This window comes from Arthrobacter sp. StoSoilB13, from assembly GCF_019977255.1.
Taxonomy (GTDB): domain Bacteria; phylum Actinomycetota; class Actinomycetes; order Actinomycetales; family Micrococcaceae; genus Arthrobacter.
The window spans coordinates 2,330,965-2,355,832 of record NZ_AP024647.1; the positions used below are offsets into that span (position 1 = coordinate 2,330,965).

The following is a 24,868-nucleotide window of genomic DNA, read 5'->3' on the forward strand; positions in this document are numbered from 1 at the left end:
CTCACGTTGTTCCTTTTCTTTCTGGGGTTACTCGGTTTGGGGTTAGCCTTTGACGGCACCGGCGGTCATGCCGGAAACGATGCGCTTCTGGCACACGAGTACCAGGATCACGAGCGGGACGGTGATGATCACCGATGCGGCGCTGATGGTGCCCAGGGGTTGGTCGAACTCGCTGGTGCCGCTGAAGAATGCAATCGCCACTGGGACTGGGCGGGCCTCCGGCGAGGTGGTCAGCGTGACGGCCAGGAGGAATTCGTTCCAGACCGAGATGAAGACAAGGATCGCCGTGGTGGCGAGGCCCGGAACCGCCAACGGCAGGATCACTTTGCGGAAGGCGACAAACGGTGTGGCGCCATCCATGTACGCGGATTCCTCGAGCTCACGCGGGATCTCTTTGAAGAACGACGTCAGCGTGTAGATCGCCAGCGGCAACGCGAACGTCAGCTTCGGAATAATGAGGCCGAGCAGGGTGTCGTAGAGGCCGATCTCGCGCCAGATGGAGAACATCGGAGCCGCAATGGCAATGGCCGGGAACGTGGTCACCGAAAGGATCAGCGTCAGGATCATCGCCTTGCGGCGCATCTTCAGCCGGGCCAGCGCATACGCGGCGAAGGACGCGAAGACCAGCGCCACCGTTGTAGTCACGACGGCGATAATCACCGAATTGCGCAAGGCCAAGAGGAACTCGGGGTTCTGGAAGACCACCAGATAGTTCTCGAGTGTCGGCTGGCTCGGGAAGAGCTCGCCTTGGGACAGGCTCGCGCCCTTCTTAAGGGAGGTGTTCACCAGCCAATAAAAAGGGATGAGCGAGAAAGCCATCACGGCAATGACGAACACCCATACCAGGGGGTGCAGTTTCGATTCCCCACGCAAGCGACGCTTCGGCGCCTTCGGGCGCGTGGCGGGTGCCGCCGTCGGGCGTTCTGCAGTCAGTATGCTCATTGTTCCTCCTTCGCGACATCGCGGATGTTGCCCCCGGCGAAGCGGACGTAGATGACCGAGACCACCATGACGGTGAGGAAGGTCAGGATGGACAGCGCCGATCCTTCGCCCACCAGCCGGTTTTCGCGCAGTTGGGTGTAGGCGAGCATGGACATCGACTCGGTGCCGTTGGCGCCGCGGGTGAGAACGAACGGCAGGTCAAAGACGCGGAGGGCGTCCATGGTGCGGAAGATCGCCGCGAGGACGATTGCCGGACGCAGGAGTGGCAGGGTGATGTTGACGAAGGTCTGCCACTTGCTGGCGCCGTCGAGTTCCGCGGCCTCGTACGTTTCGGCGGAGATCACCTGCAGGCCGGCCAGGATGATGAGCGCCGCGAACGGCGTGGTCTTCCAGACGTCGGCCATGACGATCACGGCCATCGCGTAGCCGTGCTCACCCAGCCAGACGACGTCGCCGCCTGGCAGTCCCAGCGTGGAGAGGACGTTGGTGACCAGGCCCATGTTGGGCTGGAACATCGTCTGCCAGGTGATGGCGCTAATCACGGTGATGATCGCGTACGGCAGCAGAACCACCGTGCGCAGGACCGCGCGGCCCTTGAACGCGAGGTTGAGCAGCAAGGCCATTGCCGTACCGAGGATGAGTTCCAGGCTGACCGAGAGGCCTGCGAAGAGGAACGTCTGGCCAAACGCCGCCCACCACTCTTGGCTTGCCAGGGCGTTGACGTAGTTTTCCAGTCCGACAAAGCGGGACAGACCGGCGGTGCGGACGCTGTACTGGTTCAGCGAGAGCCAGATCGCGTAGCCGATAGGGACTGCTGCAACCAGCGCCATGATGACCAGCGACGGGGCCGTCATGCGGAGGGCTAGCCTCCGCTCGGCGCGGTCGCGGGCGCTTGTCTTCGCTGGGCCGCGGCTTGGCGAGATTGTTCTGGTGGCCATGATTAGAAGCTCGCCTTTGCCGCCGTGATTTCCTCGGCCATCTTCTGCACGGCTTCCTCAGTGGAGGCGGTACCGGAGAGGACGGCGTAGACGTTCTTGTAGATCGCCTGCGAGATCTGCTGGTAGACCGGGGAGATCGGGCGCGGCTTGGCACCCTTCACGGAGGCGAGGAGTTCCGTGGCGAACGGCATCTTCTCCAGTACCGCCGGGTCAGAGTAGGCAGCTTCGTTGACCGGGGCCTGGGAGTAGTCCATGGCCACGTGCTTCTGCCAGTCCGGGGTGGTGGCGAAGTCGATGAACGCGACAGCTCCGGCATGGTTGGTGGAGTGCGCGGAGATCGCCAGGTTCCAGCCGCCCAGAACGCCGGAGGCCTTGCCGCCTTCCCATGCCGGAAGCGGTGCGACACCGAAGCTGGACGCCAGCGGTGTCGCGTTGAGCAGGCGGTACACGTGCGGCCAGTTGCGCTGGTATCCGAAGTCGCCGGACTCGTAGGCGAGGCGGGCGGGGTCTTCGTTGTAGGTGAGGACGGCGCGGTCGGCTGAGCCGTTCTTGAGGCCGTCGCTCATGAAATTGAGGACGTCGCGGGTTTCCTTGGAGTCGATTTTGACGTCGCCCTGGTCGTTGAGGACTTCGCCGCCTGCGCTGTAGAGCATCTCAAGGAAGTTCACGGTGAGGCCCTCGTACTGCTTGCCTTGGTAGACGTATCCGTTGCCGGGAGCCTTGGCGGCTTCCGCGTAGAGCTGCTGCCACGACTCGGGCTTGGCTACCTTGTCCTTCTGGTAGTAGATCAACCCGGCGTTTGTGAAGAACGGCGAGGCCCAGTACTTGTCCTGGTACTTGGTGGTTTCCACAGTGGAGGGAATGAGCCGGTCCTTGTTGGCTTCGACCAGCTTGGTCTGGTCCAGCAACCAGCCCTGCGAGGCGAACTCGGAGGTCCAGATGACGTCCGTAAGGAAGAGGTCGCACTCGGTGGACTTGCCCTCCAGCCGCTGCACGATCTGCGTGCGGGCTTCATCCGTGGTGGCGCCGATCTCCGTGTACTTGGCCGTGACCTTGCCGTTCGCCTTGGTGAACGCCTCCGCTGTGCCCTTGTAGATCCCGCTCGCGTCCTTGACGCCGCAGATGTTCACGGCACCGCTGGCATTAGCGCCCGACGCCGGATCGGCAGCTGCCGCCTTCTCCGCAGCTTGGGGTGCTGCTCCCCCGCCGCACGCGCTGAGCAGGAGGGCTGCTGCTATTGCGGTGGCCGCGAGGGTTTTGCGGTTTCGTGCTTTGTTCTGGAGCGGGAGAGCAGGTCGGTTCAAGTCCACAAGTGGCTCCTTTGGGGTCTGTGGCGGCGGTGTTCAGTGCGCGTTTTGGCTGTCCCGCGTGCTGAGGGTGGCTTCTTCGCCGGCGGTTCTCTTGATCTTTGGAATCGATTCCAAATATTGTCCGGAAAAACGGCCTTGCGGCTCGTGGAATCGATTCCAAAGTAGTGTGACAGCGACCACTGAGGGCTGTCAACCCTCTTTGGTGGAGTCCCTGATGACGAGTTCGTGCGGGAGGAAGGTTCTTCCCTTGCGATGTGCGCCCTCGACGGTCATTCGTTCAAGGAGCTCAGCGAAGGCTACGAGGCCCATTTCGTAGGCTGGTTGCCTCACGGTGGTTAGCTCTGGAACGCACATTTCCGCCTGTGCCGAGTCATCAAAGCCGGCTACGGCGATGTCGTCTGGAACTCGTATTCCGGCGTCCGTGAGTTCCCGGACGCACCCTGCGGCGACTACGTCAGTGCCGCAGAAGACGGCGTCGGGGAGGTTCTTTGTTTCCAGGAGTTTCTTCGTGAGATCGCGGCCGGCGTGGAATCCGAAGTTGCCTTCGCCCAGCAGGATCTGGTCCGATTCCAAGCCCGACTCAGTGAGTGCCTGGCGGAAACCTTCCTCGCGTAGCCGGCCCGATCGGGCTCCCCTGTGGGCGATCATTGCCAGCTTCTTGGCGCCTGTGTCGATCAGATGTTTGGTGATGTCGTAGGCTGCTTGGCGGTCATCGATGGACACTCCGAATGCTGCTTCTGCGTCGACGATCTCACAGACCTGGATCACGCTTAGTTGCTCAGCGACAGTGTTGACGTCCTCGTCCGGCATCGTTGGGGAAAAGATGACCAGTCCGTCGACGGAGCCGTTCCGCAGCATGTCCACGAGCTGCTGCTCGCGATCCAGGTCCCCGTCGGTTGCAGCGATAAGGCTGACGTAACCCGAGTCGGCCGCTGCGTCGCCGACACCTCGGAAGACTTCGCTGATCACCAGGGAATCCAGGTTCTTTGCCAGGGCGAGGACGCGCATGGTTCGGTCTCTTCTTAGGTCTCGCGCCGAGGCGAGGGGGCGGTAGCTGAGCTCCTTGATCGCTGCGGTGACTTTTTCTCTGGCCGACGCGCTGACTGCCGAACTCCCGTTCAGAACACGCGACACCGTCCCCACGGACACACCGGCAGTCCTGGCGACGTCCTGAACTGTCGCTCGAGCCATTTCAATTCGCCCTCCTGAGAGCAATGAAGCCTGTCATTGCCGCCACTCCTCTGCCGTAGTCAACGGCATTCTCAGCTTAGCTGGCCACCTGCTCGCAAAGCTGAAGGACTCTGCGCTCAGATCAGGCGGACGACAAGAAGCGCCTTTCGGGGATTCATAACTGACACTCAAAGAGCAGCACCTTTACCACCATCGCGCCGTGGGCTCAAACGGTCCACGCAAAGATCAATTGTTGCAATTTGTGGCAAACGGTATAGTCTCGCTCTGGGTTCCAAGAGGAACTAGGCTCCCTTCCGTTCGTAGTCAGATTTTGGTTGATCACCACTGACCTACCTGAGGCGGGGCACGCAAGTGCACTGCCTGCGTGAAGCTCATTTTCTGCACGTGTTGGTGGCCGGTGAGAGGGCCCGTAGTGACGGGCCCTCTCATTTCTTGGAGGTATGATGTGGCGTGACCTTGAAGTAAGTGTTCGTGGTGCCGCCGTTCGACAGATACGCGAGTTTGAAACCTATTCGCGAGCGGTCTTGGATGAAAATAGACGTCGTGATCGTCGAGCCGTAAACGCCCCGCCACTCCTTGAAGTCCAACGGCCCCGAACGCTGGACGGATCCCGCATTCAATCCCTATCTTGTTCGAAAGCGCAGTTCGTCCATAGCTCACGCGCTCACGATGAGGCTCAAAAATGGATCGTACATGCCACATCGTCCCGCTAATTTCGCTGTTCCCAAGGGCGACGGCGGAACCCGTTTGGTGAACACGTACGCTATCGCCGATGAAGTTATATCGAAGCGTCTCTATAGCTCACTAATGCGAAAAAATGCCTCGCGGCTCAGCGGACACACATATGCTTATAGACACGACCGGACACCGCACGATGCGATCTCACGGATCCGCTCTGAGTTCGCTAGGGAGCAAAGGCTTTTCGTTGCTGAATATGACTTCAGCAGCTTTTTTGACATGATTTCTCATGAGTTTCTATGGAGCGCCGTCGCTGAGTTAGGGGTGATCATTACCCCGCTCGAGAGAGAACTGACAGAGGCCCTTCCTGCGAAGCAGGCCTCCTGTATCTAACGCTCAATACGACATGGGACATCAAGGGGGATCTCGCGGACTTCCCCAAGGGACTTCAATCAGTCTGTTCCTTGCCAATGTTGTCGCTTCCCAACTTGATAGGTCACTAGAACGTCTTGGCGTCGGGTTCGCGAGGTACGCCGACGACACGCTCATCTGGAGCCCCAGCTACGATAAGGTATGTGAAGCCGCAGGAGTTCTGCATGCCTCAGCAGACGCCATTGGCTCGCCGATAAACGTAGGGAAAAGCCCTGGAGTGCGGCTACTTGTGCCAGCGGATGCGCGCACACATGAGATGTCCGGGACAAAGGCTGTGGATTACCTGGGCCATACACTGGGCCTCCGGTCCACCCGGATGAAAGCAACGGCCGTGGATCGAATAAAGAGCCGCATTCAGACTCTTCTGTTCACAAACCTTCTGATGGAGCCTCTGAGGAACAATCAGAATCTTGCTCGTATAACGACCACCGACAGAGACTATGCCACTTACATATGGCAACTCCGCCGTTATCTCTATGGTCCCCTAAGTGAGAATCAGGTGAGGCGATTCCTGCGAGGAACAGTTCCCGACATGACCTTTGAGGGCGCCATGGCCTTCTTCCCTTTGGTGGATCATGATTCGGAGCTCGAGGCGTTGGACATCTGGATCGCAACTCAGACTTGGCTTGCACTCAAAAAAAGGCAGAAGATACTGGGTCCAAAAGTCACAAAACAGCCAGCAATGTGGAGACTGGAACGCGACCAACTTATTCAATTACAGGTTGAATCCGAGACATCCAAGCAGAACGTCGACCTGCGCCTGCCCAGCGTCCGGCGCATCTCCGGGATTATTAGAACCGCAGTCGATACTTATGGCTTCGGCGCAGCGTCAGATGGAGCTGAGCTCTACCTATACGACTAGGGCTTTTCGCTCTCATGCCTCTATCTACAACGCCAGCGTGCATGAGTACGCGACCACAGGCACGATGCGCCGATCGAACATGTGTTCTATGGACTAAGCTTTTCATGTGTCAGATAGAAGCTCGATCGAATGGACGGAAGCAACCTGGAACCCCACCACTGGTTGTGATCGCGTGTCTCCGGGTTGTGACAACTGCTACGCACTGTCGTTGTCCAAGAGGCTCAAGGCCATGGGGGCAGCGAAGTACCAATTGGATGGCGATCCGCGGACAAGTGGACCAGGTTTCGGCATTGCAGTGCACCCCGACGCTCTCACCACACCGTACAAATGGAAGCGGCCACGCCTGGTTTTCGTCAACTCGATGAGCGACCTATTCCATGCACGAGTTCCCATTTCGTTCATTCGCGACGTCTTCGCAGTCATTGAGGACACACCGCATCACACCTACCAAGTCCTCACAAAGCGCGCACGTCGGCTTCAGAGAGTCGCCGACAAACTGTCTTGGCCCAAGAATCTGTGGATGGGTGTGAGCATCGAGTCCTCCAGTCAGTACAACAGGGTTGCGGACTTAGCCGAGGTACCCGCCGCCGTTCGGTTCCTATCCTGCGAACCGTTACTGGGTCCTGTTCCTGACCTACCGCTAAACAACATCGATTGGGTGATTGCTGGTGGCGAAAGTGGGCCACAGGCGAGAGCCATTGATCCGGAATGGGTAAGAGGCGTGAGAGAGAGATGCGTTTCCACGAATACGCCATTTTTCTTTAAGCAGTGGGGAGGACCTCGCGCCAAGTCGGGAGGCCGAGAACTGGACGGTCGCACTTGGGAGGAAATGCCACTACTAGCCTCTTAGCTGATATAGGCGCGCTGAAGCCCTCCCTTCGGCACCGAGCTAATGACCCCACTAGTCTGCAATAGCCTCAAGGCCTTTCTAACATGCATTTCCCGGGCAAGACCCAGCGTTCGACCGAATACCCGATCGAGCTTGTCATTGAGCCTGAAGGGTCCAGCGTCAATGAGTATGCTTTCAATATTGACTGCTATTTCATCAATCCAGGCAGCCTCGTTATCCCTGAAATCCAACCCTGGCAATTGCGGCTGCAATGGGCGTCGCCTCTCCGCTTGATCAACGAGCCATTGCCTCCAGTCGCGTCGCGCATATGACATGGCCTGCGCCATTTCCCACAATCCATCATCGTGTCGCGTGAAAAGGATTAGTTCATAGACTGGTTTTGCGTCCAATGAATCAGCGACATCTGCGGTGATGTAGCCGTATCCGGCAGCCTGCCCAACGCGGTCAGCGAATCCGATAAGAATCTTTTGGACCCATTCATCGTCCCCACTGAGGGCGACGTCTTGCCACCAATCACCGCCGAGCGCGTTATCGAGAGCAGCGACCTGCGCCTCTTTGGCTGCATAGGATTTTCCGGAGCGAAGAGCTCCAGCGATTCGCCTGACCGCTTCATAGGAAAAGTTCATAAGTAACTCTGTTTTGGGCTGATCAGCGTAAGGAAGTCTATCTATATCCCTGGCCGACAGTGCGTGCACAATACGATCGAAAGATACTGTGAGGCCGAACGGGTCGAGAAAAATAAAGAGCGGTAGATCGCGACTCAATTTCAGGACTTCGTCAAGGTGTGCATCAACGGGCCCGAGCCTGACTTGATAGGACGATGGAGGGACGCCTTTGCCGGACAACAATTCTTCGAGTTCGCCGCAAAGGTTCCTCGACTTCTCACTGAAAACGGTGAAGACATTTCTCAGGTCAGCCATACTCTGCGCCGTGTCCACCAACAGTTCCGGGGAACCTGGATGGTTACTGCCATATCGGCCGGGGCCAGCGTATGCGTCGTAGACCACGACCTTCTTCCCCTCAGCCGTCGACCCAACCTTCCCAGCCCAAGCGGGGATGTATGACTTAAGCAACCGATGCTTGTAGACAGCTGCGGCCTGCGGAGACTCAAAAAAGTTACCAGTACTGCTCACGATGACACGCCTTCCCCTCGACCACGAGCGTAATGCACTCGCCCCAGCCGCTCCGGATGACGCGCCAAGCTTGTACCCGGCCAACGAAGCTTGGAGTTCACGTCGCCTACCCACCCCCTTGACTCCCACCCCCACCTTCCCTAAACTTTTCATAAAGCAGAATCTAAATTCCACAAAGCGGAAATGAAGCCAAGCGCCAAGGCAGCAGCCAAGCACAGAGGAAGATAGATCAAAGCCCCTCCTCGGAAGGACCTACGATGACGTACACAGTGAACTGCTCCATCCTCCTGACGGAGCTGCCCTTGCTCGAGCGCCCCGCCGCCGCGAAGGCAGCCGGTTTTGACGCCGTCGAGTTCTGGTGGCCCTTCGAAACCTCAGTCCCCACCGACGCGCAGGTAACCGAGTTCGAGAACGCCATCAAGGACGCCGGCGTTCAGCTCACGGGCCTGAACTTCAATGCAGGCAACATGCCCGGCGGCGATCGCGGCCTGGTTTCCTGGAAGGGACGTTGCTCCGAGTTCAAGGACAACATCGACGTCGTAGCAGGCATCGGTGAGCGCCTCGGCTGCAAGGCCTTCAACGCGCTCTACGGCAACCGCCAGGACGAGTTCACCCCTGAAGAGCAGGACGAACTCGCCGCCAAGAACCTCGCCGCGGCAGCTGCCGGCGTCGCACGTATTGGCGGAACTGTCCTCCTCGAGCCGGTGAGCGGAGCACGCAAGTACCCGCTCCTCACCGCGGAAGACGCACTCAAGGTCATCGCCCGCGTCAAGGCAGAATCCGGCGCACAGAACATCAAGCTCCTCGCCGACTTCTACCACCTGGCAGTCAACGGCGACGACGTTGAATCCGTCATCGAGAACCACGCCAAGGACTTCGGTCACATCCAGATCGCCGACAACCCCGGCCGTGGCGCTCCCGGAACCGGCACGCTCCCCCTCGGCGAATGGATCGCCCGCAGCCGCGAACTCGGCTACGGCGGCTACATCGGCCTCGAGTACAAGGAACCGCAGGAAACGGCTTTCAGCTGGGCCATCCGCCAGCGCGCCAACGCCAACTAAGCACCGCACGACTAACTAAGTAGCAGCAGAGCGCGTTTAGAACGCTCAAAACGCGCACTAATGCGACCTAGTTGGGTAAGCACACCTGAGTTAAAACATACAGACTTCAGACACACACAGACTTCCCCGGAAAGAGAACCACAATGAGCAACGTTGCAGTCATCGGACTCGGAATCATGGGCCTTCCCATGGCCATCAACCTCGTCAAGGCCGGCCACACGGTCACCGGTTTCAACCGCAGCCAGGACAAGATCGACAAGCTCGTCTCTGAGGGCGGCCAGGGTGCCACGAGCATCGCGGACGCAGTCAAGGACGCCGACGTCGTCATCACCATGGTCCCGGACTCCCCCGATGTTGAGGGCGTAGTCAGCGGCAAGGACGGCGTCTTCGCCAACGCGAAGAAGGGCGCACTCTGGATCGACGCTTCCAGCATCCGCCCGGACGTCGCAGCCCGGCTCGCAGCAGACGCCAAAGAAGCAGGCATCCGCCCCCTCGACGCACCGGTCTCCGGTGGCGAACAGGGCGCCATCGACGCCGTCCTGTCCATCATGGTCGGCGGCGAGGCAGCTGACTTCGAGGCAGCACAGGATGTCCTCAACGCAGTGGGCAAGACCATCGTCCACGTCGGCCCGTCCGGCTCCGGCCAGACCGTCAAGGCAGCAAACCAGCTGATCGTGGCCGTCAACATCCAGGTCCTCGGCGAGGCCATCGCCTTCCTTGAGGCCTACGGCGTAGACACCGACGCAGCACTGAAGGTCCTCGGCGGCGGCTTGGCCGGTTCCAAGGTCCTGGACCAGAAGGGTCAGAAGATGCTCGACCGCAACTTCGACCCCGGCTTCCGCCTGGCCCTCCACCACAAGGACCTCGGCATCGTCACCTCCGCAGCCCGCGAAGCCAACGTCACTGTCCCGCTCGGTGCAGCCGTCGCCCAGCTCGTCGCCGCAACCGTCAACCAGGGCGACGGCGGCCTCGACCACTCGGGCCTCTTCAAGCAGGTCCTCCAGCTCAGCGGCCGGAAATAAAGCACCCGCCCCAAAGGCACCAAGAAACGAAAAGCAGGGAACCCGCCGTCGTACTTAAACGACGGCGGCTCCCTCACCACACCCAAAAACACCCCAGACTTCGCCCGAAAAGGGCAAAAACAAGGAGTACACCATGGCTAAGATGCGCACCGTTGATGCGGCAGTCGCCATCCTGGAAAAGGAAGGCGCCACCGAGGTTTTCGGCCTGCCAGGCGCAGCGATCAACCCCTTCTACTCAGCAATGCGTGCCCACGGCGGCATCCGCCACACGCTGGCCCGCCACGTTGAAGGCGCCAGCCACATGGCTGACGGCTACAGCCGCGCAGCTGATGGCAACATCGGCATCTGCATCGGCACGTCGGGCCCCGCAGGCACGGACATGATCACCGGCCTGTACGCAGCATGGGCAGATTCCATCCCCATGCTCTGCATCACCGGCCAGGCACCTGTTGCCAAGCTGCACAAGGAAGACTTCCAGGCTGTGGACATCGAGTCCATCGCCAAGCCGGTTACCAAGATGGCCATGACCATTCTGGAACCGGGCCAGGTTCCCGGCGCCTTCCAGAAGGCGTTCCAGCTGATGCGCTCGGGTCGTCCGGGCCCGGTCCTGCTGGACCTGCCCATCGACGTGCAGATGGCCGAGATCGAGTTCGACATCGAGACCTACGAGCCCCTGCCGATCGAGAAGCCCAAGGCTTCCCGCAAGCAGCTGGAAAAGGCCCTGGACATGCTGACGTCGGCCAAGCACCCGCTGATCGTTGCCGGTGGCGGCATCATCAACGCCGGCGCTTCGGCCCAGTTGGTTGAGTTGGCCGAAATCCTGAACGTTCCGGTTATCCCCACGCTGATGGGTTGGGGCGCCATCCCGGACGACCACCAGCTGATGGCCGGCATGGTTGGCCTGCAGACCTCGCACCGCTACGGCAACGAGACGTTCCTGCAGAGCGACTTCGTGATCGGGATCGGCAACCGTTGGGCCAACCGCCACACCGGCGGCCTGGACACCTACACGGCCGGCCGCAAGTTCGTTCACATCGACATCGAGCCGACGCAGATCGGTCGCGTTTTCTCGCCGGACTTGGGCATCGCGTCCGACGCCGGTGCGGCGCTGGCTGGCCTGATCGAGCTGGCACGCGAGCGCCAGGCAGCAAAGTCCCTGCCGGACTACTCGGGTTGGGTTGCCGAGTGCCAGGAGCGCAAGGGTTCCCTGCACCGCAAGACCAACTTCGACAACGTGCCCATCAAGCCGCAGCGCGTGTACCAGGAGATGAACAAGGCCTTCGGCCGCGACACCACCTACGTGTCCACCATTGGCCTGTCGCAGATCGCCGGCGCACAGATGCTGCACGTATTCGGTGCCCGCAAGTGGATCAACGCCGGCCAGGCTGGCCCGCTGGGTTGGACCGCTCCGGCAGCACTGGGTGTTGTAAGGGGAACCCCGGACGCCACCGTTGTTGCCCTGTCCGGTGACTACGACTTCCAGTTCATGATCGAGGAACTGGCCGTGGGCGCGCAGTTCAACCTGCCGTACATCCACGTTGTGGTGAACAACAGCTACCTGGGCCTGATCCGTCAGAGCCAGCGCGGCTTCAACATGGAACAGAACGTTTCCTTGGCCTTCGAGAACATCAACAGCCCTGAGACCAACGGCTACGGCGTGGACCACATCAAGGTTGCCGAGGGCTTGGGCTGCAAGGCTATCCGCGTTGAGAACCCGAACGACATGCCTGCCGCCTTCGACAAGGCCAAGGCACTGATGGGCGAGTTCAAGGTTCCCGTGGTTGTTGAAGTGATCCTGGAAAAGATCACCAACATCTCCATGGGCGTTGAGATCAACGGCGTGAACGAGTTCGAAGAGCTGGCAGAGACCGCGGCGGACGCACCCACCGCGATCCTCGCCAAGGCTTAAAGGAAAAGGAGGCACCGGAATGCGTGTTGTCATCGCCCCGGACAAATTCAAGGGCTCACTGTCCGCGCCCGACGTCGCCAGGCATCTCGCAACAGGATTGCTGGCAGGCTTCGGCCAAACAGGCCTTGAGGCAACACGCATTCCGGTAGCCGACGGCGGCGAAGGAACCATCGACGCCGCCATCGGTTCCGGCTTCACCCGCCGGACCACCACCGTCACCGGCCCGCTGGGCGAACCCGTACAGGCTGATTTTGCAATCAAAAACACGGAAGCTGTCATCGAAATGGCGGCCGCTTCCGGTCTCGCCCTCCTCCCGGACGGCCCCACGAGTGAAACGGCCAAAACGGCGACCAGCATCGGCACCGGCGAACTCATCCGCGCCGCGCTGGACCTCGGCTGCCGCAAGATCATTCTGGGTGTGGGCGGCAGCGCCAACACCGACGCTGGCGCGGGAGTCCTGCAGGGCCTCGGCGCCGTGTTTCTGGACAAGAATGGCAACGAGCTCCCCGGCGGCGGTGCGGCCCTCGCGAATATAGACAGCATCGACTTCTCCAACTTCGACGTCCGCGTCGAGGCAACAGAGTTCGTGCTGGCGTCCGACGTCGACAATCCCCTTTTGGGGGCCAGCGGAGCCCCGGCCATCTTCGGTCCGCAGAAGGGCGCGACGCCGGACGACGTCGCCTCGCTGGATCAAGCCCTGAGCCACTTCGTCGACGTCCTCGCAGCTACAACCGGCCAGCAGGCCAAGTACGCAGCCAAGGCAGAAGGCGCCGGAGCAGCAGGCGGCGTTGGCTACATTGCCATCGCGGCGCTGAAGGCAGAGCGGCGGCCGGGTATCGACGTCGTGCTTGAATTCACTAACCTCGAACAAAGACTGAAGGGCGCCGACCTGGTGATCACCGGAGAAGGCAGCCTGGACGAACAAAGCCTGCTCGGCAAGACCCCCATGGGCGTTTCCAGAGCAGCCCAGAAAGCCGGGGTTCCCGTGATCGCCGTGTGCGGCCGGAGTACCCTGAGCCGGGAACAACTCACGGATGCCGGCTTCCACACGGTCCACGCACTGACCGATCTGGAAAAAGATGTCCAAAAATGTATCGCTGAAGCAGGTCCGTTGCTTGAACAATTGGGTAAGCACATAGGCGTGTACCTGGCGGAGCGGACCGGCAACCCCGACAACAAGGAGTACCTCAATGTCTGAAGCAATCGGCGCCTATGACCTCGTTATCCGGGGCCAGCGCATCCTGACCACCGCCGGCCTCGCAGCACGCGAAGTTGGCATCCGCGACGGCATCATCGTCGCCATCGAACCCCTGGGCAACGGCCTGACGGGCAACGAGGTCATCGAACTCGCAGACGACGAAACCCTCATCCCCGGCCTCGTGGACACCCACGTCCACGTCAACGAGCCCGGCCGCACCGAATGGGAAGGCTTCGCCTCCGCCACCCGCGCCGCAGCTGCCGGCGGTGTCACCACCATCATCGACATGCCGCTGAACTCCATCCCGCCCACCACCAGCGTTGACGGCCTGGAGCAGAAGCGCGTGGTCGCCAAGGACCAGGCATTCGTGGACGTCGGATTCTGGGGCGGTGCCATCCCGGGCAACAAGAAGGACCTCCGCCCGCTGCATGACGAAGGCGTGTTCGGCTTCAAGTGCTTCCTCCTGCACTCGGGCGTGGACGAGTTCCCGCACCTGGACGCGGATGAGATGGAAGAGGACATGGCGGAGCTCAAGTCCTTCGACTCCCTCATGATCGTGCACGCCGAGGACTCCCACGCGATCGACCGCGCCCCGCACCCCGGTGGCGACCACTACGAAACCTTCCTCGCCTCCCGCCCTCGCGGCGCCGAGAACAAGGCCATCGCCGAGGTCATCGAGCGCGCCCGCTGGACCGGCGCCCGCGCCCACATCCTGCACCTCTCCTCCTCGGACGCCCTGCCGATGATCGCGTCGGCAAAGCGCGACGGCGTCAACCTCACCGTTGAGACATGCCCGCACTACCTGACGCTCATGGCCGAAGAAATCCCCGACGGCGCCACGGCCTACAAGTGCTGCCCGCCAATCCGCGAGGCCTCCAACCGCGAGCTCCTCTGGAAGGGCCTGCAGGACGGCACCATCGACTGCATCGTCTCGGACCACTCCCCCTCCACACTGGACTTGAAAGACCTGGAAAACGGCGACTTCGCAGTGGCCTGGGGCGGCGTTTCCTCGCTCCAGCTGGGCCTGTCCCTGATTTGGACCGAAGCCCGCCACCGCGGCATCCCGCTGGAGCAGGTCGTGTCCTGGATGGCCGAGAAGCCTGCCGCCCTGGCCCGCCTGCACAACAAGGGCCAGCTCGCCCTGGGCTACGACGCCGACTTCTCGATCTTCGCTCCGGACGAGGCCTTCGTTGTGGACGTCACCAAGCTCAAGCACAAGAACCCGATCACGCCGTACGACGGCCGTCCCCTTGCCGGCGTCGTCCGCAAAACTTACCTGCGCGGCACCCCGATCGACGGCCAGAACCCCGGCGGCAAGCTGCTCCGCCGCGGCAACGTTTAGGTTCCACCGTCATGGCAGTCAATGCCTACGGGCCACCGCCGTTCCGTGACCCCGCAGCGCGGGCCATGGGTCGGCGGCCGGGACTCAAGACACAGCCCGGCCTGAGCGCGCGTGGCCTTGCTCTTTGGGTCAACCCGGCCGAGGGCGACGAGATTGATCCTGCAGTCTGGGAACGGGCAGCACGCCTTGTGCTGGCCCGGGCCATGAAACTTGCCCCGGAGGCGGAAGTCCGCATCTGGCCCGCCATCGGGGCAGAACACTCCGGCGTCGGCGATACTTCCTGGGGCGGCACTCCGCAGGAAGCCGCCGACGCCGGTACCCACCCTTTCGGGACGGACGCGATGTCCCTCGCGGACGCACTGGCTGACGGAAACTCCCCGTCGAACGGACGAATTACCTCCGCACGCGAGGGTGATGGGTCCGTTGGCCGGGGTCGGATCGGAAGCGGCAGTACCGCCGTCGAGCCCGTCATGTTGGCCGGGCGCCGTAGTCAACTTGCAATCGACCTCGCGGCTGAAGTAGTACTGCTCGACGGCGAGCCGGTTGCCTTTACTGGCATGGAATACAAGCTGTTGCGCTACCTCGTAGTGAACTGCTCCAGGGCCATCAGTCGTGAAGAATTGCAACGTTTCCTGGAGTCATTTGACCTCCCCGGCGCGGCATTTCGCTCCATTGACGTTTATGTTGGAAGGGTGAGGCGGAAGCTCGGAAGCGCCCGCCACACTGTCGCCACCGTCCGTGGTGGTGGCTACCAGTTCGTGCCAGGGCCTTATGCCACAGTGCGCGGACCTGCGGAATACAGCATCTAGGTTCGCTGTTGTAGATGATCAACGCCCCGCAAGTTGTATGACCGCTGTTGTTTGAAATGAACGCCGGTGCACACCGGTTGAATGTAAAGGATCGCCATGACCCAGAAACTCCTCGTCGGAACGCAAGCACCTGACTTCGCGCTGCTCGACGCCGACGGCACCAAGGTCTCGCTGTCCGATTACCGCGGACGCAACGTCATTGTGTACTTCTACCCCAAGGCAGCCACCCCCGGCTGCACCACCGAGGCCTGCGATTTCCGCGACAACCTCGCAAGCCTGCAGGGCAATGGCTACGACGTCATCGGGATCTCCCCGGACGGCCCCGAGGCCCTCGCAAAGTTCACTGGCGAATTTGCGCTCACCTTCCCGCTGCTCTCCGATGAGGACCACTCCGTGGCCCTTGCTTACGGCGCGTGGGGCGAGAAGCTGGTTGACGGCGAGATCGTCGAAGGCCTGGTCCGCTCCACCGTTGTGCTCGACGGCGAAGGAACCGTCAAGCTCACCCAGTACCAGGTCAGCGCCCAGGGCCACGTCCAGGCCCTCAAGGAAGAGCTGGGCGTCTAACCCTCTCGCACATCCCGCGGCTTTAGGGCAATCCCTCTCGCACATCCTGCGGCTTTAGGGCAATCCCTCTCGCACATCCTGCGGCTTTAGGGCAATCCCTCTCGCACATAACTGCACAAATTTTGTAACGCCCGCCCACTATTGTGAGCGGGCGTTACACGTACCTTTACTAAACGTGACAAAAGCTCCGCGGCAGTAGTTAATGGAGCCATGGTCTCAACCGCGTCCCCACGCCATGCTGTAGTCATCGAAGATGACGCCGACATCCGTGGCCTCCTCGTTCTGGTCCTTGAGCAGCTCGATTTCGTGGTGACAGAAGCGCCCGACGGTCTTTCCGGCGTCGAGGCTGTCCGTAACACCAACGCCGAACTGGTGACGCTGGACATCAACCTCCCGGACATCGATGGCATGGAAGTTTGCAGGCGCCTCCGGGAATTCTCGGACGCTTACATCATGATGCTCACGGCCCGTGCCGACGAGATTGACCGGCTCACCGGTTTGGACACCGGCGCGGACGATTACATCAACAAACCGTTCAGTCCCAAGGAACTGCAGGCCCGCATCCGGGCGCTGTTCCGCAGGGCACGGACGCCCGCCGAGGACACCCGCCAGACTGATGAACTCGCCCGCGCTGCGGTTGTGCAGACGAGCCTCCTCCCGCAGGAAACAGTGCGGCTGAACGATTACGACGTCGCTGGCGCCTTCCGCCCGTCGCGCAGCGTGGGTGGTGACTTCTACGACTGGTACCAGACCAGCGACGGCATGCACCTGACGTTCGCCGACGCCATGGGCAAAGGCATGGGCGCGGCCTTGATAGCGGCCACCGTCCGCGCCGTCATGAGGTCCGTGGCGGATACCCCGGCAATTGCTGACGCCTTCGGCTCCGCCAGCGCCACGCTGACCTCCGACCTGGACCAGTCAGGGTCCTTCGTGACCATGTTCCATGCGCGCCTGGACAGTGCCTCGGGCAAGCTCAGCTATGTCGACGCCGGTCATGGACTTGGGCTGCACGTCCCGGCCGAGGGGGCGGCACGGAGGTTGGTTTCCGCGGGGCCACCCGTCGGGATTATGGACGGACAGCAATGGCCGGCCGCGGAACTGCAACTGGAGCCCGGCGATTCGCTGGTGATTGTCAGCGATGGCGTTCTCGACGCGCACGATTCCCTTGAAGAGTTTGTGAGGAACGTAGAGAAGGCGGCGCGGAGCGGGGGCACCTCGGAAGACGTCTGCGCTGCCCTGCTTGAACTGGCACCGGCGGACACAGCGGAAGATGACGTGACCGCCGTCGTGGTTCACCGACGGCGTGGGGTTCACCCAACACTCGATGCCGGGCTGGAACGCAACCACAGCGGAGTTGCTTAGATCATCCGGTACTAGCCACGAAAAAAGGGGGGGAACGTGACGCGATTCTGGACTCGGCTTTGTGTTGTCCTAACGGTCATTCTGGGCGTGAACTACGTGGCGTGGCGCTGGCTGGCTTCGCTGAACTGGGAAGCGTGGTGGATCGCTGTTCCGTTGGTGATTGCCGAGACCTACAGCCTCATTGACGTCATGCTCTTCGGCATGACGGTGTGGAACCTGAAGATCCGCAAGCCACCGCCCGCGGCGCCGGACACCGCTACGGTGGACGTTTTCATCACCACGTACAACGAACCCCTGGACCTGGTGATGACCACGGCCCTCGCCGCCAAGGACATCCGCTGGCCGCACAGTACCTGGATCCTGGACGACGGCGACCGCCCTGGGATGCGCGAGCTCGCCGAGTCGAACGGAATCGGCTACGTGACCCGCGGTGCCGATTGGACACCGGACATGCCCCGGCACGCCAAGGCCGGCAACCTGAACAACGCGCTCATGATTACATCGGGCGAGTACCTGTTGATTCTCGACGCCGACCAGATCCCCGAGCCTGACATCCTGGACAAGACGCTGGGCTACTTCAACGATGACCGTGTGGCGTTGGTCCAAACGCCCCAGTACTTCGTCAACGTTCCCGCCGACGATCCCCTGGGCAGCCAGGCTCCCCTCTTCTATGGGCCAATCCAGCAAGGCAAGGACGGCTGGAACGCGGCGTTCTTCTGCGGCTCCAACGCCATCCTGCGTAGGGAAGCCCTCATGCAGCTTGGTTTGGTGGGCTACGTCAAGGCCACCGAGAAGAGTGTGCGCCGTGCTCTGGCTGCGTCGCGCACCGCTATTAAGAAGGCCCGGCGATCGCCCGAGGCTGAAAACCCGCTGGTCGAGCAAATGTTGAACGAGGTGGAAGCCGCAACCGAAAACGCCCAGCAGGAACTCGAAGCCGGGGCTTCCCTGAGCGAGATCACGTACCGTGTGCGCCGCAAAGTGGACGACGCCGTGCGCACGCTCGTGGCCGCCGACTTCTCAGCGCTCCAATCCGACCTCGAAGAAATCGCCGCCATGGAACTGGCCCACGTCGGCGAGTCTGGTGTCACAACAGTGGCGAGTGACGCCGTCGACCGGATGTCCGGGCGCGACTGGTCACCGCTGGGCGCCCTCGAATCGGTCCACGCAGTCCTGGATGCCATTTCCGTGGAACGAACCGGCGAAGCCCAGCCGATCATGCCCTTGGCCACCATCTCCGTCACCGAAGACATGGCTACCGCGATGCGCCTGCACGCCCTCGGCTGGAAGAGCGTCTACCACCACGAAGTCCTCGCGAACGGGCTGGCTCCCGAGGACATCAAGACCATGCTGACCCAACGCCTTCGCTGGGCCCAAGGCACTATGCAGGTCCTCCTGCGCGAGAACCCTCTCGTCCAACGCCGCCTCACATGGGGCCAGCGGCTCATGTACTTCTCCACCATGTGGAGCTACCTGAGCGGCTTCGCGGCCGTCGTCTACTTTGCGGCCCCGATCATCTATCTGACGCTCGGCATCCTTCCCGTGACCAGCCTGAGCTTCGACTTCTTCATCCGTTTCATCCCGTTCATGGTGGTAAACCAGATGCTGTTCGTCATCGCCGGGCACGGGATCCCCACCTGGCGCGGACAGCAGTACAGCCTCGCTCTGTTCCCCACCTGGATCAAGGCCTGCACGACGGCGGCACGCAACGTGTGGTTCGGACGTCCCCTCGGATTCGCCGTCACCCCCAAGGCCAGGCAGAGTGGCGGCCCCAGTTGGAGCCTGATTCGTCCACAGATCATCGTTGCTGCGTTGCTTGCCCTTGCACTGGTTGTTGGGCTTGCCCGGCTTCTTTCTGGCCTGTCGGAGCCCCTCGGAACCCTGGTGAATGTAGCGTGGGTAGCCTTCGACCTTGTGGTCCTGAGCGTCCTGGTCAAGGCAGTTTTGTACAAGGGCTTTGTCCCTGAGGAATTGGCGGGTCCGGAAGGTCCTGGACGCCCCGAAGAGAGGAATGCTGATGCAGTTTAGCTACGAGGTCAAAGACTCCTACGCGGAGGTGAAGAGCGTCGGCCGGTTGAACATGGTGGCCGCTCCGAAGCTGCGGGAACTAGTGGCAGAGGTTGTGGCTGGTGGATCCAGCCGCGTTGTAGTGAACCTTGCAGAAACGGACTTCATGGATTCCTCCGGCCTCGGAGCCCTCATCGGTTGCCTCAAAGCGGCCCGACAGGCAGGCGGCGATTTACGGATCTCCGGCGTGCAGCCCCAGGTCAAAATGGTCCTGGAACTTACCAACATGGACCGCGTTCTGACCGCGTATTCCTCAGCCGAGGAGGCGTTCGGAAATGACTGAAGTCATCGCACGCAGGGGCTACCACGGGCCGTCCAACGAGGAAGCAATCGAAGCCATCCACGGCGAGCTTGACGCATTGTGGGACGACGCCTCCTTCGTCCCTGACATGGACCGGATGACCTTCACCACCGCAGTCATTGAAGCCGCCGCCAACATCGTGCAACACGCCCTTCCCGTGGGCGAGAAGCCCGTGGAGATCGGTGTGGACATCAGCGTCCGGCCCACCCGCCTGGTGGCCAGGGTCAGTGCGTTCAACGCCCGCGAGCCCTTCGCTGAAGACATGCAGCCCGACATGCCGGACGAGGACGCAGAATCCGGGCGGGGGCCTTGCGCTCATCGAGGCCTTGGTGACAACCGTGACCTTCGAACGCCAGGACGGCACCAACACGTGGATCCTGACCCGCAACACCTGATCCTCGCTCACATCCAGCGCCTTTTCGGGCGATCCTCGCTCACATCCCACCGGTTTTCGGGCGATCCTCACGCACATCCCACCGGTTTCCGGGCGATCCTCGCTCACATCCCACCGGTTTCCGGGCGATCCTCGCTCACATCCCGCAACCCTGGGACGCGGCGTGGGGTGTTCTGCCCATCGCCAGACATGACGCAACTGTGAAAGCATTCCGTGAGGCCCGACGTCGAGGGCTTGATGAAACTGGGGGATGACATGGACCGCGGAAAGGGCCGCACTGCACGGAAAGTACTGGCAGCTGCTCTGATACTTGGGGCGGCAATCATGGTGGGCTGCTCCGCTCCCGACGGCCCCCATACCGAACCCAGCAGTCCCCCTCCGGTGACTGCCGAGCCTGCCCCGGTTGCAGAGAGCTTCACAAAGTACGACGCCCTGCGCAGGGATCTGATCGCGGCATTGGAGAAGACGATGCCGGCAATCACCTGGGCTGTGGACAAGCCTGCCACCATGGCTCTGGCGAGCGACGGCCGGTGCATATTTCACCCGGCGAGCATGAAGAGCAGTGCAGATATTGTGGAGCCATCCAAGAATTTTGAAGCCGTCTTCGCTACGGCCGATCCCATCCTTAAGCAGCACGAATTCCCCGCCTTCGATGGAATTGATGCAGTTCCCGGCGGCTGGACAGTAACCCGCAGCACGGACGGAACCGGTGCCACAGTAATCCTTGAGTCCAAAAGCCCGGCATATCTGCGCATAAACGTTCCCGTGGATTCCAAGACCTGCGACCCCACGGAGCTTCCGGCGAGCTAAGGGGAAGTTCTACCCATCGCCATGAGCAGCTCCCACAGGTAACTTGGCTTAGGCTTCAGCTTTAAACATAGGGGGACAGACAGATGCCGGGATTCTACGGTGCTGACGTTGATCAACTTCGGGCGCTCGCCAAGACAATGTCCCGGCATTCGGACAAAATGAGCATGCTTTCGCTGGAATTGGGCCAGCTCATATCCAGCGCGCCGTGGGACGGCCGCGACGCAGTGATGTTCCGGGCGGCTTGGGAGTCGGAGCACCGCCCCATGCTGAAGCTGATTTCCGGCGAGTTGCAAAGCCAGGCCAACGAGCTAAGCCGCAATGCAGATGAGCAGGACAAGACCAGTTCGGAAGGCAGCCGTAGCGGTGACGCAGGCAAACAGGATTCAAATCCTCCCGGCGATCCGGGGCCGTTGGATCCTGATACCTCGGATGTGGATGTTCCAGGCGACGTCCGTAAAGATCCCGATGCGGGCGATCCGAGCGATATTCACCAAGGGCAAATCGGCGACTGCTGGCTCTTGGCGGGCATAGGCTCTGTGGCACAGACGTTGGAGCGCGAAGGCAAACTCGACGAGTTCCTTGCCTCCCACATGCGTCCCGTGGGAGACCCTCCAACGCATTGGGTGGTGACTCTGTACGAAGACGGCGAACCCGTCGAAGTGTCGGTGGAGGCCAAGTCCACTGAAGGTGGAGTCCGGGGCGCCGACGGCCAGCCGAACTGGCTTTCCATTTATGAACGTGCTGCGGCCGAGCACCGTGGCGGTTCATACGATGACATTGATGGCGGGTTCAGCAACGATGCAATGGAGCTCATGACGGGACAGTCCGCGGATAAGGACGGCGAACTGGACCTCGACGAGATCGAAGACAAACTAGCTGACGGTCAGGCGGTCTCGGTTGGCACCCAAGACGTCAAGGACGACGACTTTGACTGGTTCTGGGAGCCGGACGAGGTCAGCCGCACGGATGTCGTCCCCAACCACGCCTACATAGTGGTGGACGTAAAGACCAACGACGACGGCGAGAAAGTTGTGGTTCTGGCCAACCCGTGGGGCCCGGCCGGAGGCAAGCTGGACGGCGAGCAGAAGGCCGGCACCCTGGAACTGACCGAGGATGAGTACAAGGAAAACTTTGACTCCGTGTACTCCGTGGGCGTGAAGTGAGGATGACCGTGGAACAGCTGGTTACAGTCAAGCAAGGCATGCAACCCACTTTTGACGGCGTCAGGGTGGGGGTTGTGAAGATCGGAATTGCCGACGGTGCTCCCGCCATCCAGTTCTGGATCCGCACCGCCGAACAGGAACGAAAGCAGGCCTTCCGCGCAGGTCAGTCGGTCGCCCTTCCGGGGGCTGGCCTCCTGACGATCGCTTCGATCCAGCCCGCCGATGGCACCACCCCGGCTTCCGCGACTCTGGCGTACGACGACGGTCACGTCACCGAATGATCGTCGGCGCCGGCATGATGTGAGAGAACATCCGGCGAAACCGGTCAGGATGTGAGAGAACATCCGGCGAAACCGGTCAGGAAGTGAGAGAACATCCGGCGAAAACGGTCAGGATGTGAGAGAACATCGGAAGTACGGATGCTCGCTCACATCCAACGGGTTTTCGGGGGATGCTCGCTCACTTACGCCTTGTCGATGGCCTCTTTCAGTGCGCCCAGAACCAAGGTCACCGAGGCGATGTTTGCGTTGGGCCCCATCATTCCGATGCGCCAGACAGTATCCGCGAACTCGCCCACGCCCGAACCGATCTCCATACTGAAGTTCTCGAGGAGGTAGGCACGGACGGCGGCCGAGTTGACGCCGTCGGGGACTTTCACGGTGGTGAGGCTCGGCAGCCGTGCGCCTTCAGCGGCAAACAGCTCAAGTCCCATCTCCTGCAGTCCGCTCTGCAGTGCAGCGCCGGCAGCGCGGTGGCGGGCTTGTACGACGTCGAGCCCCTCGGCGAGGATGCGGTCCAGGGCGGCTTCGAGGCCGGCGATCATGGTGACCGGCGCGGTGTGGTGGTACGTGCGGGCACCACTCGCCGCCCCTACGTAGCCACCGAGCAAGCCGATATCCAGGTACCACGAGCGCGGATCCTTGATCCGCCGTTCAAAGGCCCTGTCCGAGACCGTGAACGGCGAAAGCCCGGGTGGCACGCCCAGGCACTTTTGCGTTCCGGCATATCCGACGTCGATCCCCCAGTCGTCTGCCCGAAGTTCCAGTCCGCCGATGGACGTCACGGCGTCGGTGATCAACAGGGCGTCGCCCTTGCCTGCGCCCAGCGCGGCGATGTCAGAGAGAACGCCGACGGAAGTCTCGGCGTGAACAGCGGCGATCACCTTGGGATGAGGGTGTGCGGCGAGCACCCGGTCAGCATCAACGGGCTGGCCCCACTCGTGGTCAACGCGGACGACAGTTGCGCCGCACCGCCGGGCGACTTCACACATGCGTGCTCCGAAGAGTCCGTTGACAGCGATCACTGCCACGTCGCCGTCGGAGACGGTGTTCACGAATGCTGCCTCCATGCCGCCTGAACCTGTGGCACTCAGCGGGAGCGTGCGCGCATTCGAAGTACCCCAGACGGCCCGCAGCCCCTCGCACGTCCGGTCCAGGCGTTCGATGAAGACGGGATCCAAATGCCCGAGCACCGGGTAGGCCAGCGCGGCCATGGCCTCGGGGTAGCAGTTGCTCGGTCCGGGACCGAACAGGAACCTGGACGTCAATATGTCTGGCATGTGCGAACTCCTTCAGCTGGTTCTCGTCATTCTGCCCCAGCGTGCGGTGCGGGGCGAGCAACACCGGCTGCCCCAAGCCCAAACTGCTAAGGTTACTCACCACTACGGAGGCCGCCACGGTAAGGGGACAAGGGTGACGACTGAAGGAAAAGAGCAACCGGAGCAGGGCGTCCGCGGCGAGGTCAGCCAGGACCGGTTCGTCGCAGGGCAGGACCTCACACGGTGGAAATCCCCGGTAGGCCGCGTCCTGGCGGGAGCTGCACAGTGGATCACCACACTGCTGGGCCCGTATGCGGCGCTGATCATCACGTTGGCCGTGGGACTTGTCATTGCCGTGTCCCTCGCTGTGGCTTTTGGGGAGGTTTACGAGTCGGTCACTGAAGCCGACGGGGTTGCGGGCCTTGACCATCCGGTCCTCGCCGCCGCCAGGTCCGTTCGCTCCCCCGCGCTGGATCTCGCCGTCACCGCCTACACGAATGTTGGCGGCACGGTTGGCATGCCCATTATCGCGGTGGGGATCATGATCGCCTTGGCCACGAAGCGTCGCTCCTGGACTCCTGTCATCCTGATGTTGACGGCGGGCTTGGGCTCACTCCTCATGACTGTCCTGGGCAAGCCTCTGTTTGGCCGCACCCGCCCTGACCTCGCGGACGCAATTCCGCCGTACGAGCACTCGCCGTCGTTTCCCAGCGGCCACTCCCTGAATTCAATCGTGATCGCGGGAATCGTGGCTTACTTGATCATTCTTCGCCTCAAAACGGCCAAGGCCAGAATCATCACGGTGGTGGTGGCATCGGCGTTTGCCGCAACCATGGGCTTGAGTCGTGTCTACCTCGGGCACCACTGGCTCACTGATGTCCTGGCCGCTTGGATTCTCGGGATAGCCTGGCTTGCTTTGGTCATTACGGCGCACCGCCTCTACCTGACTGTGAGAACGCGGCGCTCCGGCGCGGTACTCTCTTGACACCAGCCTAA

Annotated in this window: 21 protein-coding genes and 2 pseudogenes; 17 read left to right on the forward strand and 6 right to left on the reverse strand. The window is 61.6% G+C overall.

Annotated elements, in window-relative coordinates; genetic code table 11:
• Positions 1 to 42: 42 nt before the first annotated feature.
• The 4 genes from LDP01_RS10910 to LDP01_RS10925 form a co-directional block, all read right to left on the reverse strand.
• The gene (locus tag LDP01_RS10910; protein ID WP_224089030.1) at positions 43 to 942 is read right to left on the reverse strand and encodes a carbohydrate ABC transporter permease; all 900 of its coding nucleotides are present in this window, start codon (positions 940 to 942) and stop codon (positions 43 to 45) included.
• Positions 939 to 1,880: a carbohydrate ABC transporter permease gene (locus tag LDP01_RS10915; protein ID WP_224089034.1), complete on the reverse strand. Its 942-nt coding sequence runs from the start codon at positions 1,878 to 1,880 to the stop codon at positions 939 to 941. Before LDP01_RS10915 ends, LDP01_RS10910 begins: the two co-directional genes overlap by 4 nt.
• A 2-nt stretch (positions 1,881 to 1,882) precedes the next feature.
• Positions 1,883 to 3,190, reverse strand: a complete 1,308-nt coding sequence (locus LDP01_RS10920; protein ID WP_224089036.1) for an ABC transporter substrate-binding protein — start codon at positions 3,188 to 3,190, stop codon at positions 1,883 to 1,885.
• 189 nt (positions 3,191 to 3,379) lie between these two features.
• On the reverse strand, positions 3,380 to 4,381 hold the full coding sequence (locus LDP01_RS10925) for a LacI family DNA-binding transcriptional regulator (protein WP_224089038.1): 1,002 nt from the start codon (positions 4,379 to 4,381) through the stop codon (positions 3,380 to 3,382).
• Between the two features lie 1,084 nt (positions 4,382 to 5,465).
• Between LDP01_RS10925 and LDP01_RS23960 the strand changes: the two genes are divergently transcribed.
• Together LDP01_RS23960 and LDP01_RS10940 are read left to right on the forward strand one after the other, a co-directional pair.
• A complete protein-coding gene (locus tag LDP01_RS23960; RefSeq protein WP_527249045.1) occupies positions 5,466 to 6,353 on the forward strand; it encodes a reverse transcriptase domain-containing protein in 888 nt (295 codons plus the stop codon).
• A 106-nt stretch (positions 6,354 to 6,459) separates the two neighbouring features.
• The gene (locus tag LDP01_RS10940; protein WP_224089040.1) at positions 6,460 to 7,203 is read left to right on the forward strand and encodes a DUF5131 family protein; all 744 of its coding nucleotides are present in this window, start codon (positions 6,460 to 6,462) and stop codon (positions 7,201 to 7,203) included.
• Here LDP01_RS10940 and tcmP read toward each other — a convergent pair.
• A complete protein-coding gene (gene tcmP, locus LDP01_RS10945) occupies positions 7,200 to 8,336 on the reverse strand; it encodes a three-Cys-motif partner protein TcmP (RefSeq protein ID WP_224089042.1) in 1,137 nt (378 codons plus the stop codon). The two genes, LDP01_RS10940 and tcmP, sit on opposite strands and share 4 nt — an antisense overlap.
• A 257-nt stretch (positions 8,337 to 8,593) precedes the next feature.
• Here tcmP and LDP01_RS10950 point away from each other — a divergent pair, with 257 nt between their 5' ends.
• The 14 genes and pseudogenes from LDP01_RS10950 (at position 8,594) to LDP01_RS11015 (ending at position 22,616) form a co-directional block, all read left to right on the forward strand.
• A complete protein-coding gene (locus tag LDP01_RS10950) occupies positions 8,594 to 9,397 on the forward strand; it encodes a hydroxypyruvate isomerase family protein (protein WP_224089044.1) in 804 nt (267 codons plus the stop codon).
• 119 nt (positions 9,398 to 9,516) lie between these two features.
• Positions 9,517 to 10,419, forward strand: a pseudogene (locus LDP01_RS10955) (2-hydroxy-3-oxopropionate reductase); the annotation flags it as partial.
• A gap of 133 nt (positions 10,420 to 10,552) precedes the next feature.
• The gene (gene gcl / locus LDP01_RS10960) at positions 10,553 to 12,328 is read left to right on the forward strand and encodes a glyoxylate carboligase (protein WP_224089049.1); all 1,776 of its coding nucleotides are present in this window, start codon (positions 10,553 to 10,555) and stop codon (positions 12,326 to 12,328) included.
• A gap of 19 nt (positions 12,329 to 12,347) precedes the next feature.
• A complete protein-coding gene (locus tag LDP01_RS10965; RefSeq protein WP_224089052.1) occupies positions 12,348 to 13,526 on the forward strand; it encodes a glycerate kinase in 1,179 nt (392 codons plus the stop codon).
• Positions 13,519 to 14,868 carry an allantoinase AllB gene (allB, locus tag LDP01_RS10970; RefSeq protein WP_223946961.1) on the forward strand — a complete coding sequence of 450 codons (1,350 nt, stop codon included), beginning with the start codon at positions 13,519 to 13,521 and terminating at the stop codon, positions 14,866 to 14,868. The genes LDP01_RS10965 and allB overlap by 8 nt, the downstream gene beginning before the upstream one ends.
• A gap of 11 nt (positions 14,869 to 14,879) precedes the next feature.
• Positions 14,880 to 15,677: a winged helix-turn-helix domain-containing protein gene (locus LDP01_RS10975; protein WP_224089055.1), complete on the forward strand. Its 798-nt coding sequence runs from the start codon at positions 14,880 to 14,882 to the stop codon at positions 15,675 to 15,677.
• 96 nt (positions 15,678 to 15,773) lie between these two features.
• Complete coding sequence (gene bcp / locus LDP01_RS10980; RefSeq protein WP_224089058.1) at positions 15,774 to 16,241, forward strand: thioredoxin-dependent thiol peroxidase; 468 nt, start codon at positions 15,774 to 15,776, stop codon at positions 16,239 to 16,241.
• Positions 16,242 to 16,451: 210 nt separating this feature from the next.
• Positions 16,452 to 17,603 carry a PP2C family protein-serine/threonine phosphatase gene (locus tag LDP01_RS10985; RefSeq protein ID WP_224089061.1) on the forward strand — a complete coding sequence of 384 codons (1,152 nt, stop codon included), beginning with the start codon at positions 16,452 to 16,454 and terminating at the stop codon, positions 17,601 to 17,603.
• A 36-nt stretch (positions 17,604 to 17,639) separates the two neighbouring features.
• A complete protein-coding gene (locus tag LDP01_RS10990; protein ID WP_224089063.1) occupies positions 17,640 to 19,628 on the forward strand; it encodes a glycosyltransferase family 2 protein in 1,989 nt (662 codons plus the stop codon).
• Positions 19,618 to 19,950, forward strand: coding sequence for an STAS domain-containing protein (locus LDP01_RS10995; protein WP_224089065.1), 333 nt, complete (start codon positions 19,618 to 19,620; stop codon positions 19,948 to 19,950). The genes LDP01_RS10990 and LDP01_RS10995 overlap by 11 nt, the downstream gene beginning before the upstream one ends.
• Positions 19,943 to 20,363: pseudogene (locus LDP01_RS11000) on the forward strand (ATP-binding protein). The gene LDP01_RS10995 and the pseudogene LDP01_RS11000 overlap by 8 nt, the downstream one beginning before the upstream one ends.
• Positions 20,364 to 20,575: 212 nt before the next feature.
• Positions 20,576 to 21,172, forward strand: a complete 597-nt coding sequence (locus LDP01_RS11005; RefSeq protein ID WP_224089069.1) for a hypothetical protein — start codon at positions 20,576 to 20,578, stop codon at positions 21,170 to 21,172.
• An 83-nt stretch (positions 21,173 to 21,255) separates the two neighbouring features.
• Entirely contained in the window at positions 21,256 to 22,335 is a 1,080-nt protein-coding gene (locus tag LDP01_RS11010; protein ID WP_224089071.1) for a C2 family cysteine protease, read from the forward strand.
• 8 nt (positions 22,336 to 22,343) lie between these two features.
• Positions 22,344 to 22,616, forward strand: coding sequence for a hypothetical protein (locus tag LDP01_RS11015; RefSeq protein ID WP_224089073.1), 273 nt, complete (start codon positions 22,344 to 22,346; stop codon positions 22,614 to 22,616).
• Positions 22,617 to 22,798: 182 nt separating this feature from the next.
• Here LDP01_RS11015 and LDP01_RS11020 read toward each other — a convergent pair whose 3' ends face one another.
• Complete coding sequence (locus LDP01_RS11020) at positions 22,799 to 23,893, reverse strand: pyridoxal-phosphate-dependent aminotransferase family protein (RefSeq protein ID WP_224089076.1); 1,095 nt, start codon at positions 23,891 to 23,893, stop codon at positions 22,799 to 22,801.
• A gap of 133 nt (positions 23,894 to 24,026) precedes the next feature.
• Here LDP01_RS11020 and LDP01_RS11025 point away from each other — a divergent pair, with 133 nt between their 5' ends.
• On the forward strand, positions 24,027 to 24,857 hold the full coding sequence (locus LDP01_RS11025; RefSeq protein WP_224089078.1) for a phosphatase PAP2 family protein: 831 nt from the start codon (positions 24,027 to 24,029) through the stop codon (positions 24,855 to 24,857).
• Positions 24,858 to 24,868 lie beyond the last annotated feature (11 nt).

Excerpts from the sequence above, each read along its gene's own strand:
- LDP01_RS10910 (WP_224089030.1), bottom strand. The coding sequence starts at position 942 with ATGAGCATACTGACTGCAGAACGCCCGACGGCGGCACCCGCCACGCGC.
- LDP01_RS10915 (WP_224089034.1), bottom strand. The coding sequence starts at position 1,880 with ATGGCCACCAGAACAATCTCGCCAAGCCGCGGCCCAGCGAAGACAAGC.
- LDP01_RS10925 (WP_224089038.1), bottom strand. The coding sequence starts at position 4,381 with ATGGCTCGAGCGACAGTTCAGGACGTCGCCAGGACTGCCGGTGTGTCC.
- LDP01_RS23960 (WP_527249045.1), top strand. The coding sequence starts at position 5,466 with ATGGGACATCAAGGGGGATCTCGCGGACTTCCCCAAGGGACTTCAATC.
- LDP01_RS10950 (WP_224089044.1), top strand. The coding sequence starts at position 8,594 with ATGACGTACACAGTGAACTGCTCCATCCTCCTGACGGAGCTGCCCTTG.
- gcl (WP_224089049.1), top strand. The coding sequence starts at position 10,553 with ATGGCTAAGATGCGCACCGTTGATGCGGCAGTCGCCATCCTGGAAAAG.
- LDP01_RS10965 (WP_224089052.1), top strand. The coding sequence starts at position 12,348 with ATGCGTGTTGTCATCGCCCCGGACAAATTCAAGGGCTCACTGTCCGCG.
- allB (WP_223946961.1), top strand. The coding sequence starts at position 13,519 with ATGTCTGAAGCAATCGGCGCCTATGACCTCGTTATCCGGGGCCAGCGC.
- LDP01_RS10975 (WP_224089055.1), top strand. The coding sequence starts at position 14,880 with ATGGCAGTCAATGCCTACGGGCCACCGCCGTTCCGTGACCCCGCAGCG.
- bcp (WP_224089058.1), top strand. The coding sequence starts at position 15,774 with ATGACCCAGAAACTCCTCGTCGGAACGCAAGCACCTGACTTCGCGCTG.
- LDP01_RS10985 (WP_224089061.1), top strand. The coding sequence starts at position 16,452 with ATGGTCTCAACCGCGTCCCCACGCCATGCTGTAGTCATCGAAGATGAC.
- LDP01_RS10995 (WP_224089065.1), top strand. The coding sequence starts at position 19,618 with ATGCAGTTTAGCTACGAGGTCAAAGACTCCTACGCGGAGGTGAAGAGC.
- LDP01_RS11010 (WP_224089071.1), top strand. The coding sequence starts at position 21,256 with ATGCCGGGATTCTACGGTGCTGACGTTGATCAACTTCGGGCGCTCGCC.
- LDP01_RS11020 (WP_224089076.1), bottom strand. The coding sequence starts at position 23,893 with ATGCCAGACATATTGACGTCCAGGTTCCTGTTCGGTCCCGGACCGAGC.